Annotated in this window: 14 protein-coding genes; 9 read left to right on the forward strand and 5 right to left on the reverse strand. The window is 48.4% G+C overall.

Going from position 1 to position 13,473, the window contains the following annotated elements:
• Positions 1-73 precede the first annotated feature (73 nt).
• The gene (locus GM557_RS04930; protein WP_155573202.1) at positions 74-328 is read left to right on the forward strand and encodes an acyl carrier protein; all 255 of its coding nucleotides are present in this window, start codon (positions 74-76) and stop codon (positions 326-328) included.
• Complete coding sequence (spt, locus tag GM557_RS04935; RefSeq protein ID WP_155573203.1) at positions 325-1,524, forward strand: serine palmitoyltransferase; 1,200 nt, start codon at positions 325-327, stop codon at positions 1,522-1,524. The genes GM557_RS04930 and spt overlap by 4 nt, the downstream gene beginning before the upstream one ends.
• A gap of 41 nt (positions 1,525-1,565) precedes the next feature.
• On the opposite strand, the gene GM557_RS04940 is transcribed toward spt, so the two are convergent.
• Together GM557_RS04940 and GM557_RS04945 are read right to left on the reverse strand one after the other, a co-directional pair.
• On the reverse strand, positions 1,566-2,501 hold the full coding sequence (locus GM557_RS04940; RefSeq protein WP_155573204.1) for a hypothetical protein: 936 nt from the start codon (positions 2,499-2,501) through the stop codon (positions 1,566-1,568).
• A complete protein-coding gene (locus GM557_RS04945; RefSeq protein WP_155573205.1) occupies positions 2,494-3,465 on the reverse strand; it encodes a diacylglycerol kinase family protein in 972 nt (323 codons plus the stop codon). The genes GM557_RS04940 and GM557_RS04945 overlap by 8 nt, the downstream gene beginning before the upstream one ends.
• Positions 3,466-3,620: 155 nt before the next feature.
• Between GM557_RS04945 and GM557_RS04950 the strand changes: the two genes are divergently transcribed.
• From GM557_RS04950 to GM557_RS04970, 5 genes are read left to right on the forward strand one after another with little or no spacing between them, the layout of a single operon-like run.
• A complete protein-coding gene (locus GM557_RS04950; RefSeq protein ID WP_155573206.1) occupies positions 3,621-4,544 on the forward strand; it encodes a metallophosphoesterase in 924 nt (307 codons plus the stop codon).
• Positions 4,531-5,697, forward strand: a complete 1,167-nt coding sequence (locus GM557_RS04955; RefSeq protein WP_155573207.1) for an LptF/LptG family permease — start codon at positions 4,531-4,533, stop codon at positions 5,695-5,697. Before GM557_RS04950 ends, GM557_RS04955 begins: the two co-directional genes overlap by 14 nt.
• A 4-nt stretch (positions 5,698-5,701) precedes the next feature.
• Positions 5,702-6,802 carry an LptF/LptG family permease gene (locus tag GM557_RS04960; RefSeq protein WP_155573208.1) on the forward strand — a complete coding sequence of 367 codons (1,101 nt, stop codon included), beginning with the start codon at positions 5,702-5,704 and terminating at the stop codon, positions 6,800-6,802.
• The gene (locus GM557_RS04965) at positions 6,799-7,605 is read left to right on the forward strand and encodes a sterol desaturase family protein (RefSeq protein WP_155573209.1); all 807 of its coding nucleotides are present in this window, start codon (positions 6,799-6,801) and stop codon (positions 7,603-7,605) included. The genes GM557_RS04960 and GM557_RS04965 overlap by 4 nt, the downstream gene beginning before the upstream one ends.
• Complete coding sequence (locus tag GM557_RS04970; protein ID WP_155573210.1) at positions 7,602-8,357, forward strand: nucleotidyltransferase family protein; 756 nt, start codon at positions 7,602-7,604, stop codon at positions 8,355-8,357. The genes GM557_RS04965 and GM557_RS04970 overlap by 4 nt, the downstream gene beginning before the upstream one ends.
• A gap of 29 nt (positions 8,358-8,386) precedes the next feature.
• Here the strand turns inward: GM557_RS04970 and GM557_RS04975 are convergent, their stop codons facing one another.
• Entirely contained in the window at positions 8,387-9,277 is an 891-nt protein-coding gene (locus GM557_RS04975; RefSeq protein ID WP_155573211.1) for a hypothetical protein, read from the reverse strand.
• Between the two features lie 164 nt (positions 9,278-9,441).
• Between GM557_RS04975 and GM557_RS04980 the strand changes: the two genes are divergently transcribed.
• The gene (locus tag GM557_RS04980) at positions 9,442-10,236 is read left to right on the forward strand and encodes an inositol monophosphatase family protein (protein WP_155573212.1); all 795 of its coding nucleotides are present in this window, start codon (positions 9,442-9,444) and stop codon (positions 10,234-10,236) included.
• A 48-nt stretch (positions 10,237-10,284) separates the two neighbouring features.
• On the forward strand, positions 10,285-10,974 hold the full coding sequence (locus GM557_RS04985) for a lipid-binding SYLF domain-containing protein (protein ID WP_266137405.1): 690 nt from the start codon (positions 10,285-10,287) through the stop codon (positions 10,972-10,974).
• A 58-nt stretch (positions 10,975-11,032) separates the two neighbouring features.
• Here the strand turns inward: GM557_RS04985 and mltG are convergent, their stop codons facing one another.
• Together mltG and fabF are read right to left on the reverse strand one after the other, a co-directional pair.
• Entirely contained in the window at positions 11,033-12,079 is a 1,047-nt protein-coding gene (gene mltG / locus GM557_RS04990; protein WP_155573213.1) for an endolytic transglycosylase MltG, read from the reverse strand.
• 56 nt (positions 12,080-12,135) lie between these two features.
• Positions 12,136-13,419, reverse strand: coding sequence for a beta-ketoacyl-ACP synthase II (gene fabF / locus GM557_RS04995; protein WP_155573214.1), 1,284 nt, complete (start codon positions 13,417-13,419; stop codon positions 12,136-12,138).
• Positions 13,420-13,473: the final 54 nt, after the last annotated feature.

The raw sequence follows: 13,473 nt of genomic DNA on the forward strand, positions 1-13,473 counted from the left end.
TGCAAGGGCTATCTCCTCGCGAAGGAAGCTTCTATAATCGTCTTATCCTTCGCAGGCTATAAAGGGACAAAACATGACCGACAATGTTGCTGATATTTCTCAGATGATTCTCCAAAAATTGCTGGAGAACCCTAAAGTCCCGCGCGATATCACCGGGGATAGTCGCATTGTGGAGGATTTAGCCTTTGATAGCCTTGCTGTAATGAACTTCGTGATGGAAATTGAAGACACGCTTGATGTTTCCGTCCCACTTGATAAATTGGCCGATATCCGCACGATTAACGATCTTGCTGGCTGCTTGCAGGCCATTAAGGCAGAACAAGCATGAGTGCAGGGTTATTTGATAAATACGCGACCTTACGGGGGAATTATGAATCCCTTATGGCCGCTAGCCCACGCAACCCTTTTGGGGTTGTTATTGAGCGTCCCCTCTCAGCAACAGTTGGCATTATAGAGGGGCGTGAAACCCTTTTATTTGGCACAAATAACTATCTTGGTCTCAGCCAGTCTAACGCAGCACGGGATGCGGCTATCCATGCCGCTCAGACAATGGGGGTCGGAACGACTGGTTCCCGTATTGCCAATGGGACTTTCGGCCTGCATCAAAAGCTAGAGCATGCTCTTGCCAAAGTCTTCCAGAGAAAACATGCTATGATTTTCTCGACGGGCTATCAGGCAAATTTGGGCACGATTTCGGCTCTTGTAAATAAAGATGATACGCTTTTCCTAGATGCAGATAGCCATGCCTCCATTTATGATGGGGCGCGTCTCTCTGGGGCGCAAATTATCCGTTTCCGCCATAATGACCCTGCTGACCTTGAGAAGCGCATCGCTCGGACAAGCAATAGCACAGGGGCTCGCCTCATCATTGCTGAGGGCATTTACTCCATGACGGGGAATATTGCCCCTTTAAAGGAGTTTGTTGAGGTCAAAAAACGCCACAACGTCCCCCTCCTCGTAGATGAGGCTCACTCCTTTGGTGTGCTTGGTGCGCATGGCCGTGGTGTTGCAGAGATGCAAAATTGCGAAGCGGACATAGACTTCATCGTGGGGACCTTCTCCAAATCTTTGGGAACGGTAGGTGGTTATTGCGTTACAAATCATGATGAGATTGACCTCATCCGGCTTTGCTCGCGGCCTTATATGTTTACAGCCTCCCTCCCCCCGGAGATTATTGCTGCCACCCTCGCCGCTTTAGAGGAAATCGAAACAAAACCTGAGTTGCGTGAGAAGCTGCAAAAAAACGCTGCACGGTTGCATGAGGGCTTTAAGTCTGTTGGGTTGAATACCAGCAACTTCATCTCTCCTGTCATCGCTGTGACGTTGGAGGATATACCGCAAGCTCTCGCCTTCTGGAATGCGCTGCTGGCTGCGGGTGTTTATGTAAACCTCTCACTTCCCCCAGCAACGCCTGATAATCGTCCATTGTTGCGTTGCTCTGTCATGGCAGCACATTCTTTTGATGAAATTGACCGCGCTGTAGAGACATTTGGTACAATCGCTAAAGAACTACAGGTCGCTTAAAATATTCCCCCCTCTTTAATTAAGAGGGGGGATTTTTATACTTACTTTGTCGTTTTCCGAAAATGTCTAGCACGCCATAAGAAGAAAGGCAGAGTTAAGATAGGGTGCTTGCGCTCAAAAGTGAAAACATGCACCTGCTTACCGGTATGACGTTGTATCTTCCATAGTAGATAAGAAACGCCGTCCTTAAAGGTAAAAGCCGCTTTAATAAGGCGACTGAGATTAAGAGGGCGACCATAAGCAGCAATTTTTTGCCAGTTTTTGGCAGCTTTCTTCCGAGATGACGCTGTCAGATAAGGGCGCAGTGTTTCATTATTCGTTTGATAACTCAAACCTGCCTGTTGCCACGACGCTTTTAAAAGAGCTTCATATCGCTCCTCGCGCCCTTTAAGCAACTTATGACCACGCCCTTTTTTCTCTACTCGCAGCTCTGCGGCATAAGTATGAGCAAAGAGAGTACGCCAATAATCTATTGCTTCCCCTTCTTTTGGCCCAAGGAGAGCCGCCCAGCATGATGCGGTTATCAAGCATTGCCGCAATGCCTGCAAAATGCGATCAGCCGCACGGCCATTGCGTACCCAAACTAAACGCACAGGCTGACAAAAGCGCGCCCAAATGGTCGTATCAAGGCTAAAAAGCGTCCCTCTCCTTAAAAATTGCTCTTGAGAGAGAACAGCAACCTTAGCACGCAAGGTTGCGGCTTCAGTTTGATGCTCCATATAATAAACATTAGGCGGTAGAACTCGATTAGCGAACCGAGCGAAGGGATTGCCGCTTAAACTTGCTGGTTTCTCCGTAATAACATAAAAATCTAAAATCCCTGTCGGGTCCACTTCCCGCAGGAGAGAGCCGTAAAATAATATCCCTAAAGGAGGCTCCCCCATTTTATATGCGATGGCCTCAGCAAATTGTGCAATCTCGTGCGGGACAGGCGTTGTTAACTCTTGGATGAGGGTTTTATCAATAAAATCAGACATGTAAAAACCGGAAACTCGGCCCCTCTTCTAACATGATTTGCTTATTGGAGGACGCAGGAAATACCTCTCCATCTAAGACAAAATCACTATCTGTCTCCAAGATCATCTTCTGAGCAATCATGCTACTATAATCTTCATGCGACCATAACCAGTTAGGAACATGCCCTCTCAAAAGGTGAAAAAACGCCGCAGGAAGACGCTTGGGAAAGGCATGAACATCTAGAAAATGAAAGCCTTTCCGATTGGAACCAGTATTCCAAAACGGCCAAATACCATAGGATAACTTTTCTAAGGCGGTTGCCATATAAAGAAAACTATAACCTTCTCTTTGCTCCTTTAAATCATCCCCCTCGGCATGCCATGACAAAACATTCCCACTCAGCCATGACTGACGGCTACTCCGCCATAAAAGGCTCGCCACACTGCTAAATAATGTGAAAAATACGGCTAAATCATGAGGAGCAAATCTCAATACCGTTGGAGAATGGGCAATACGCACAGCGCGTGCATAACCAGTACAGCCACCAAACATCCCCAATACGGAGGGCATATCCTGCCCCGGCCAAGATAATTTTATGGGAGCGCGCACGCTACTTTTTAAGCTTTCAGGCTGTAAAATACGATCAACGGCCGCCTCACCACGCAGCCCAAAACCAACATCACCAGCAATGAGGTTCGTATTACCAGAGGGCAGCACTGCGACAGCCGGCAAAGGTGAGCCGCGATATGTGTTAGCGATGGCCGTAAGGGAGGCACTCACAGTGCCATCCCCACCATCAATAGCAATAAAATTAACGCCTTTCTTCTTCAACACTGCCAAATGGGCAGGGAGATGACTATCATTAAGTGTGGCAATGCAAAACTCTCCCATCTTCTGGCGCGCCATGCGCATAAAGCGACCGTTATCTTGTATATTTCTACGGCTATTGGGATTGTGAATGAGGGCAGCTTGTACGTTTTTCATGAATCTCTACATTTTATCCATCACATACCCGCCCAGAAACAAGAAGCCATGTTGTTTCCCAAGCTGGTCGAAATCCTTTAACATGGCTATGCTATAGGAACCAGAAGGGAGTTCCCCTGTAAAGACTGTTCTCTATCGCAATCTATGGTGCCGCCATGTTTTTCGACTCCTTAGCCTCTTTCCCCAACCGGCGCGCTCCCGCTATTCATCTGGCACATATGTCAGACCCGCATCTTCCACCTCCGCACATTCCTTGGACTTCTTTTTTTAATAAGCGATTGCTGAGCCGTACGTTATGGCGCAGCAAAAGACGCCATATTTTGCGCCCTGATATTACGCATCAATTGGTTGAAGATATTGCCTCTCATAAAGAAATACGCGCTGTTCTTATCAGCGGAGACATTACCAATTTTGGCACGAAGGAGGAGTATAAACAGGCCGCAACATGGCTGAAAGGGCTGCCTGTTTCCCCCGTTATTGTGCCTGGTAATCATGATTTTATGGCACCGATTGCCCATAAGCACAGCCTCGCGCAATGGGAAGAATGGTCCGACAAAACATTTCCCTTTGTGCGTTTTTTCGGCAAGGTGGCTGTTATCGGTTTAAACTCCGCGCTCCCGACCTTACCTTTTACGGCCTATGGCCTCATTAACAAAAAACAACGTAATAATCTGGCCAGATTGCTTGCGGAATTAGGCAAAGAGGGATACTGCCGGGTTGTTATGCTTCATCACCCCCCGCGGAAGGGGCTTCTACCCTACAGGAAGTCCCTCATCAATACATCACGCTTGAGTAAGATATTACGTACTTACGGGGCGGAGCTTGTGCTGCATGGTCATTCCCACGATGCCACGCTAACTACAGTGGAAGGCACGGATATTCCCCTCCTTGGGGTGAGTGCCGCGGCAATGGATAGCCACATTATAAGCCGTAAAGCGAGCTGGAATCATCTCAGCTTCACACCCCATACAAAAGGATGGCACATCGCTGTGCAACGCATAGATGCCACAGGGCATGTTTTCGCACAGATGGAATGGGACAGCAGTTCTTCTTTAAGGCCGGTAAATGTTCATTCGTAAGTCTTCTCTACCGACACTAGATCGTTATTTATTACGCCAATTAGTCCCACCTTTTACGATTGCTCTTGGGACAATGCTGGTCGCCTTGTTGCTTGATAGGTTATTGGCCCTTTTTAATCGGCTCGCCAGTAGTGGTAGCTCTATTGCCACCTTATTAACATTGCTAAGCGACCTGCTGCCTCATTATATGGGCTTAGCCCTACCAGCGGCTTTATGCATTGCTGTCTTTATGACCATTAACCGCATGAGCGAGCATAATGAGATTGACGTGCTCTATGCGGGCCATATCTCACTCCTCCGCATTAGCCAGCCTTATATTAAAGTGGGTGCGGTTCTCGCTGTTTTAAGCGTCCTTCTCTATGGTTATTTGCAGCCAATCGCGCGCTATGATTACCGTGAGGGCTTTTATTTTGCACGCCATACAGGCTGGGCCCCTCACCTACAATCCGATATGTTCGCAACTACCTCCACCACAACGCTTCTAACAGCAGATTACGTGGACCATGGAGGCTCTCGTTTACGCCGTATTTTCATCCGCGATGTGAAAGATGATGGGACAACGGAGCTTATTACAGCCCCTAAAGGTCTACTCACCCTCTCTGAACGTGATAAATCTACACAGCTTGATCTTTGGAATGGTCAGATCATACGCGCTAAATCGCCTAACCTTCCTGATAGCCATGTTTCAGTTACCCATTTTGAACATATTGCCCGCTTAATTGAACGCTCTGGCAACCAAGAAGCTTTTCGCTCCCGTGGGAATGATGAGAGAGAGATGACAACATTGGAGATTCTTTCTGCGATTCGGCATAATTCATCGCATATTTCTCCTAAAACGCTGCGAGCGGAAATAGATTTTCGCTTAGCCCGCGCGATTAGTATTATGTTTATACCGTTTCTCTCCATCGCCTTTGCCGTCCGAAAAAAGCGTAAACGCTCTGCCCTCGGGCAAATTATGCTAGCCATTATCCTTGTAGGGTTTGATGAAGTTTTGCTCTTTGGTGATAGCCTCGCCGCTAATGGGACAGCACCTGTGTGGCTAAGCCTTTGGGTGCCAGAAGCTATTTTCTGCCTCGGATGTACATTTGCGCTACTTGCACGCTCCAAAGTAAGTTGGCGGCATAGAGAGCAAAAAAGCTCAAGGACTGCGTGATATTATGAGATTTCCCCTACTCCACGCTACGTTGTTAAAAGTCTTTTTGCGCCCTCTTATCACTAAAATCCTCATTTGCTGCTGTGTGTTGACGGCACTCTTAGAGATATTGGCCCTTCTTGATGATGCTTCCACGATTTTGGACCGTCATCTTGGGTTCCACGGTATCCTAAAATATGTCGGGCTGCATTTGCCTACCCTGCTTGTCGAGATTATGCCTCTTTCGGTCATGATTGGGGGGTTGTTCACATTGCTGCAAATGGCACTCTCTAGTGAGATTGCTGTGCTGCGTGCAGCGGGCCTTTCTACCCTAAATATGTTCCGTTATCTTTTGCCCGGCCCGTTAATCTTGAGCGTCATCTGCATCGCGCTAAAGTTATGGGTCGTCCCTCCTTTTGAGCAAGAACTTAACCGTTGGTGGAATGAAGGGGCGACACAGGCTAACGCTACAAATGACCTCCACAGCCTTTGGTTTCGTGATGGGTCAGATATTGTACGGGTGGAAATGATTAGCCATGGCGGTAATACGCTTTCACAGGTTACGCTCTATCATCGCAACCCCAGTAACGGTGCCTTAACCTCCACTCAACATTATGAGCAGCTAAATTACGAACATAATCAATGGGTGGCGCATGGCACTTTCGATCGTACCGACCTCTACCAAGATAGTACAAAAGCTAGAATTACCTCGGAGTTTATTGTCCCTCTCCTATCTGCCACCCCGATGGATATCATCAATATGACTTTGCCGGGTGTCTATTATACGCCACACCAATTTCGGCAAATTTTTTCCAAAAAAGCACCCTCAAATTTACCTAGATCAAATTATTTGATGACCTTATATGCTATCTTATTCCTACCGTTGCAGATGGCCGTGATGCTTCTCGTTACGCTGCCTATTACATATATCCCGCCGCGGGCAGGGTTACGAACCCCCTTGCCTGTATATGTTATGGCAGCTGGGTTAGGGATTGTTATCCTCCAAGGTATGATTTCGGCCTTGGGGAATGCGGGTTCCTTGCCTATATTACTCGCTACATGTTCTGGTCAGGTTGTGGCGGCCCTGTTCAGCTTGGCTTGGATATTGCGAATGGAGGAAAAATGAGTACATTTAAAAACTTTTTTCAGGGCACGACTCTTATGCATAAGGGTCGAAGCTATGATCTAGGGAAGATGAACCTGTCTCAATTATGGGCAGCCTATCTCACCTACCCCACGATTCTACTTTATTTCGCCCTTATTATAGGGACAGCTGTACTCAGCGTGTATCTACGCCATAGCTGGTGGGGGGTATTGATCCCCGTTCCTGTTATCATCGCTGTTTATCCTACGGCATGGTATATTATTCATCGTTATATCCTTCATGGGCGTTGGTTTTATCGCAATCCAATCACCGCCGCGATGTGGAAGCGTATTCATTTTGACCATCACCAAGACCCGCATCTTTTGGAGGTGTTGTTCGGCTCCCCTCTAAACACTGTGCCAACCATGATGGCAATTACCATGCCTATTGGTGCACTTATTGGCGGATGGGGTGGTGCTTTTTCTGCTCTTGCCACCGCACTGGTGATGACCTGCATTTATGAGTTCTTTCACTGCATTCAGCATTTGGCCTACAAGCCTCGCTGGCAGTGGGTGGTGTATATTAAGCAGCTTCATGTTCTACACCATTTCCATGATGAAGACGGCAATTACGGCATTACAAACTATCTGCCAGACCGGATTATGGGGACATTCTACCGCGCAGCGAAGGATCGCCCTCGTAGCCCTTATGTCTTTAACTTGGGATATACGGTGGAAGAAGCTGAGCGTTATCCTTGGGTGATGCGCCGTACGGGGGCTCCGCCGCGTGACCGGCCCGACCCAGCACGCGCTCCTAAAAAAGAAGAACTCGCCAAGAGCGCATGACAGTTCCTGTTTTAATTCTGGCGGGTTCACGCGATGGAGAGCGTGACCCGCTAGCGCAGATGGGCAAGGTTACGCATAAGGCCCTCCTCCCTATTGGAGGAACCCCGATGATTGACCGTGTTGTCCACTCTTTAGAGCAAACATCGGGCATCGGGCGTATTTGGGTAAGTATAGAGCACCCCGAATATTTAGCGCATTTGGGGGATCGCGTTGCTCTTATAAAGGCGTCCCCTTCACCTAGCGAGAGCGTTCTCAATGCTGTGCGCATGATAGGGACGCCTTGCCTCGTTACCACGGCTGATCACGCCCTTTTACAACCTCAATGGGTCGAGGAGTTCCTAGAAAAAAGTTGTGCAGCGCAAGTGGACCTTACAGCCGGGATTGCTCTTAGGGAGACCATCCAACGGGATGTCCCGCAAACAGAAAGAACGTATATTCATCTCTCTGATATAAGCTTTTCAGGTTGTAATTTATTTTGGCTAGGTAATGAGACCTCACTTGAGGTTATCGCCCTCTGGCGTCAACTTCAGCGTTATCGTAAGCGGCCATGGCGTATGGCTCTTACCCTTGGACTCTCCACTATTCTGCGCGTCTTAACTAAGACACTCACCTCTCGGCGGTTGGAGGAGCGAATCCATACTCTCACCGGGGCGTCTGTCCGTCTTATCCCCCTCTCTGATGGTCGCGCTGCTGTGGATGTAGATAAGCCATCTGATGCCCATCTTGTTGCACAACTTTTAGAGACGTGGTGAGGGGAATACATCCCCTCACGAGCTTCCTCTCATCTTTTCAACAGTTCTTTTTTGAGTTTGAAAAAGGCCGGGCGCAGACCGTGTCGAATCTTTTTAAAATCAACCAAAGTGACTTTGCCCGCAGCAGAGAGCGTGTGCATACCATCAGGATAATCCTTCAAGATAGGCGTATGTAACGGAACAGCCTCTCCCCCGCACAGCACGGGACGTCCTTTTCCAAAGCCTGATAAATGGAGAAAACGTAAGCCACCTCCATAAGTTACGCTACAATCTTGCACAGGGAGAAACACGTCGTCCCCCTCCACAAATGGGGTCCCTCCCGGGCGCGCACCACTTTTATCAATAAGGAACCGGCCTAAATCACACCAAGGCCCGGTTAATTCTTCAGCTAACGCAATATGTAACGTACTCTGTCGGCATGTCTTTGGCTCTGGCGGCGTCCAGAATAACCACCACCGCCCAGCATGATAAAGTGGCGTTGCATCAATCGCCCCAATAGGAAATACAAAACTTGAAACTTTCTCCCATTCATAAGGGAAAGAACGTGCTTTATATAAAGTCAAACGGTCAGATTTATAACCCTCTGGCAGCATATAAGTAACCCCTTCATGCTGGAATACATAAGGGTAAGAGAGGTGCCAATCTTCTTTTAAAACGGTGCGATGTTCTAATAAAGTAAAGGTCTCATCATAAATAAGGACATCTATGACGCCTTTACTTTGGTGATAGTCATAATATTCCGCGAAGACATATAGCTTACCATCCCGCCAAAGCCCGAAAGGATCCGCCAAAAAACCATCATTCCCACAAGATGGCAGAAAGGTCATCTCAATATCATCGAGACCATTTTGCCGGATAATCTGCTCAAAAGGGGCGTGCAAGATTGCTGACCGCCAGTAATCCATTTTAAACAGTTTCATAACCTTGCATCCTACGGATTTATTTATGCGATGCTGTATCATACATCGCCCTTTCCTCAGACGAAAGGGCAGCATGCATAACAGACCTAAAATTGTACCATATCCTTTGTAAGCTTATTGTGATTATTATACCTCATTCTGCTTATTCATAACGAGACTCTATCATGCCAAATACCTCCGCTATTAATGAACGCTTTCATGCGGCACAAAAAATCATCAAAGATGCTGCACAGCTTGCCAAAAATATGCAATCTGCGCCGGGAAAAGCTACAGCCGAGCTAAAAGGCCATCAAGATTATGTCACTGAGGCTGATAGAGCTGTTGAGACTTTCCTTGTAAAGGAATTATCCGCCCTCTTTCCTGATGATGCTTTTTTAGGAGAGGAATATGGAGCCACGCAGTCGGGGGCGTTTCGTTGGGTTATTGACCCTATTGATGGCACCTCCAATTATGCACGAGGGCGTAATCGTTGGTGTATTTCTATAGGTCTTATGCACCATGACACACCCGTTGCAGGGATTATTGAAGCCCCAACTTTACGGGAAAGCTTTACCGCTCGCATAGGCCAAGGTGCCTTTCTTAACGGGACCCCTATCCAAGCCTCCAAAACAGATAAATTAAGGGAGGCTATGGTGGAAATCGGCTGGTCCCCTTATGTCCCAGAGGGATGGTATCCCCAAAAAATGGGCGCACTCCTCACCGAAGGAAGCATGCCACGCTCTCTTGGCTCTGGCGCATTAGCCCTTGCGGATGTCGCTTGCGGTCGCTCGGATGGTTATCATGAATATGTCATATTCTTATGGGACGTTGCCGCCGCACTTGTCTTGCTACAAGAGGCGGGAGCTTGTGTATCTCCCTTCCTAAAGAATGGGGGCCTAACACAACGTACGCCTATCCTCGCTTGCGCCCCGCTCATAGCACCCTCGCTTTCCAAAACTCTAGGCGTCTCACTAGATTAAGTTTATATTGCTGAAGTTCACCTCTATTTCCCTTGTTAGGAGAGATTCGTGTTTAAGCCTTTTGCGTTTGTCTCACGTTCCGTTGCCATTGCGGCAAGCTTACTTGCTGTCAATGCGTGTGCCGCTAATATTTCCACACCGCGGAAGCAGCAAGCTCTTGTTGATAAAGCCGCTTTTGCTGTGCATTCCGCCTTTATCAATTCAAAAACTAACCCTCATACTGCACAGATTCTGCGTGAAGCGAAAGCTATGGTCATTTGCCCAGATGTGACCAAGATGTCTCTCGTTTTCGGTGGTACAGGCGGGGCATGTGTTCTTGTTGGACGTGGTGCTAATAACTCTTGGTCTGACCCGGCTTTCTATACCCTTAGTGCAGGCTCCTTTGGGTTGCAGGCCGGTTATCAGCATAGCCAGCTCTTCCTCATCATCACATCCAAGAATGCTGTTCTCTCCATGATGGACCGTGAATACACTTTTGATGCAAGTGCTGATGCTGCCTTTGGGTCTCATGGAACCAGCGCAAGCAATGACCATCGTGAAGTTTATGCTCTGCAAAAGACTAACGGCGTCTTCGCTGGGGTTTCTTTAGGGAGCAGCAAGCTCAAAGCTAACAATGCTGCAAACCGTGATTATTACGGCCAAGTTGTTGGGGCTGAGGATATTGTTATCAATATGCGTGTTAATAACAAAGCCGCCGACCCACTACGCCGTAGCGTTATGAAGGCTGTGTCTCGCTAAGAGCTTATACTTTTATAGCAAGGAGGCCATTCCTTATTAGGAATGGCCTTTTTTATAATTACTGAACGTCTGCTTTAGTTCGGCGATATGTCCGAACATGCTCTATGTGCTCAGCTAATGTATGTGAAAAATGATGCCCACCATGACCCGTAGCCACAAAATAAAGCGCATCCCCATCAGCTGGATGGGCTACGGCCTCTAAAGCACTTTTCCCCGGTGAACATATAGGCCCCGGTGGTAGGCCCACATGTTGGTAACTATTATAAGGGCTATCAAATTGCAGGTCGTCTTTTGTCAAAGGGCGTGTTAACAGCCCTTCCCCATTGCTAACAGCATAAATGACGGTTGGGTCTGTCTGTAACTTCATCCCCTGTTTTAAACGATTTAGAAAGACACGCGCTATTTGTGGTCGTTCCTCTGGTAGGGAGGTCTCACGTTCAACTATAGAGGCAAGGATCAATAATTGCTCTGGTGTGGTGATGATACCTACTAACGCCTCTTGGTCTCGCCCCGCCCAAACCTCTTTGAGGAGAGTATTCATTAAGGTTTCCATATGGGTTAGTAGGGTTTGACGCTCCATCCCCCATACATAAAAGAAAGTTTGCGGTGCAACGCGGCCTTCTTGAATCTCCCCTATTGTGCCCTGTAAGGCGGGAGCCTGCATCAGTAGAGCTTGAATACGCCGTGCTGTTAGCCCTTCAGCGATTGTAAGGCTATGAGAAACAGGCTGCCCATGCCGCAAAATAGCTAAACTATGAGCGATGGAGACGCGATCGGGAAACTTGAGCTCTGCCGCATGGAGCGCCCCTTGCGATTTTGTAAGGAACAAGGCCAGTTTAAAGAAAAGAGAAGATACACTCCCACGCGCTAGCACACCGTTCTCTTGCAACACATGCACAACGCGATCCGTTCCCCCATGAGGAATGATAACCACGCGCTCTACTTGTAACGGGCCGGGGTCTGTGTAATGGCCGTATCCTGCAAAGACAGTTCCACCCGCTCCGGCAAGTAAAAGGGCCAACACACGCCCTTTTGTAATGAGGCGAAAGTGTTTTGACGTTTTTATTTGTTTATCTTGCGCCTCGGGGACGGGGGATTCTGGCATGCTATACTCTCCTCACCATGTAACGAGTATTACCAAGCCATCCCTCCCCCGGCAAATCAAGCTTTAAAGCGTTTCAATACAAGACTTGCATTCGTTCCGCCAAAGCCAAAGCTGTTGGAGAGAGCGATATCGACATGCTTCTCCTTAGCTGTATGAGGAATACGATCCATCACACTCTCGCGCGATGGCTTATCAAGATTAAGCGTTGGCGGCAGAACACCATCACGCATAGCTTGCAAACAGAAAATAGCTTCTACAGCCCCAGCCGCACCGAGCAAATGCCCGATAGCAGACTTGGTGGAGGACATACTCGCCCCAGCCGCAGCATCGCCAAAGAGACGCTCTACAGCACCAAGCTCTAAATCGTCAGCCATGGTGGATGTACCATGAGCATTAACATAGCCAATCTCGGAAGGCGTTACGCGCGCATCTTTTAAGGCTGCTTGCATAGCCCGGAAGGCACCTTCATGATTCTCAGCGGGAGCAGTGATGTGATAAGCATCGCCAGAGAGGCCATATCCTGCAATCTCACCGTAAATCTTGGCACCGCGGCGTTTAGCATGTTCGTATTCTTCCAATACGACAACACCAGCCCCCTCACCCATAATGAAGCCATCACGCGCTTCATCCCACGGGCGAGACGCTGTCGTTGGGCTATCATTAAAGCTGGTAGAAAGCGCACGCGCAGAGCAGAAACCGGCAATCCCCAACTCGCAGATAGCAGCCTCAGCACCACCAGCAATCATCACATCAGCATCGCCATGCTGAATCAACCGTGAGGCATCGCCAATCGCATGGGTCCCAGAGGCACAAGCCGTTACAACGGCATGATTCGGACCTTTAAAGCCATAACGGATGGACAGGTGTCCCGCCGTCAAATTGATTAAGGAAGATGGGATGAAGAAAGGCGACAGGCGGCGTGCCTTCCCAGAGGAGACCAGAACAGAATTGTCATAGATCGTCTTCAATCCGCCAATGCCGGAGCCAATCATGACACCTGTTGCGCAACGGTCTTCCTCAGACTCTGGCTTCCATCCAGAATCCTCTACGGCTTGAATTCCCGCTGCCAAACCAAGATGGATAAAACGATCCATCTTCTTTTGCTCTTTAACAGGAACCCAATCAGAGAGGGTCAAACCACCCTCTGCCGTTGGTCCTTCTGGCACTTCCCCGGCAATTTGTGCCGGCAAACCGGAAGCATCAAACTGCGTGATGCGCCCAATACCAGATTGTGACTCGATAAGGCGTTTCCACGTCAGTTCTGCACCAACAGCCAACGGGCTTACTACGCCTATTCCCGTAACGACCACACGTTTTCTGCTCGTTCCAGAACCGCTCATCGCCGCCTTACCTCATAATTCCTAATATGCATAAAGCGAAACGGAACTATTCCG

The sequence above is a fragment of the Bombella sp. ESL0385 genome (assembly GCF_009725755.1).
GTDB lineage: Bacteria > Pseudomonadota > Alphaproteobacteria > Acetobacterales > Acetobacteraceae > Bombella > Bombella pollinis.

What these genes read in the sequence shown, in the direction of transcription:
- spt (WP_155573203.1), top strand. Translation starts at nt 325, where the DNA reads ATGAGTGCAGGGTTATTTGATAAATACGCGACCTTACGGGGGAATTAT.
- GM557_RS04960 (WP_155573208.1), top strand. Translation starts at nt 5,702, where the DNA reads ATGAGATTTCCCCTACTCCACGCTACGTTGTTAAAAGTCTTTTTGCGC.
- GM557_RS04940 (WP_155573204.1), bottom strand. Translation starts at nt 2,501, where the DNA reads ATGTCTGATTTTATTGATAAAACCCTCATCCAAGAGTTAACAACGCCT.
- GM557_RS04955 (WP_155573207.1), top strand. Translation starts at nt 4,531, where the DNA reads ATGTTCATTCGTAAGTCTTCTCTACCGACACTAGATCGTTATTTATTA.
- GM557_RS04945 (WP_155573205.1), bottom strand. Translation starts at nt 3,465, where the DNA reads ATGAAAAACGTACAAGCTGCCCTCATTCACAATCCCAATAGCCGTAGA.
- fabF (WP_155573214.1), bottom strand. Translation starts at nt 13,419, where the DNA reads ATGAGCGGTTCTGGAACGAGCAGAAAACGTGTGGTCGTTACGGGAATA.
- GM557_RS04980 (WP_155573212.1), top strand. Translation starts at nt 9,442, where the DNA reads ATGCCAAATACCTCCGCTATTAATGAACGCTTTCATGCGGCACAAAAA.
- GM557_RS04970 (WP_155573210.1), top strand. Translation starts at nt 7,602, where the DNA reads ATGACAGTTCCTGTTTTAATTCTGGCGGGTTCACGCGATGGAGAGCGT.
- GM557_RS04965 (WP_155573209.1), top strand. Translation starts at nt 6,799, where the DNA reads ATGAGTACATTTAAAAACTTTTTTCAGGGCACGACTCTTATGCATAAG.
- GM557_RS04930 (WP_155573202.1), top strand. Translation starts at nt 74, where the DNA reads ATGACCGACAATGTTGCTGATATTTCTCAGATGATTCTCCAAAAATTG.
- mltG (WP_155573213.1), bottom strand. Translation starts at nt 12,079, where the DNA reads ATGCCAGAATCCCCCGTCCCCGAGGCGCAAGATAAACAAATAAAAACG.
- GM557_RS04975 (WP_155573211.1), bottom strand. Translation starts at nt 9,277, where the DNA reads ATGAAACTGTTTAAAATGGATTACTGGCGGTCAGCAATCTTGCACGCC.
- GM557_RS04950 (WP_155573206.1), top strand. Translation starts at nt 3,621, where the DNA reads ATGTTTTTCGACTCCTTAGCCTCTTTCCCCAACCGGCGCGCTCCCGCT.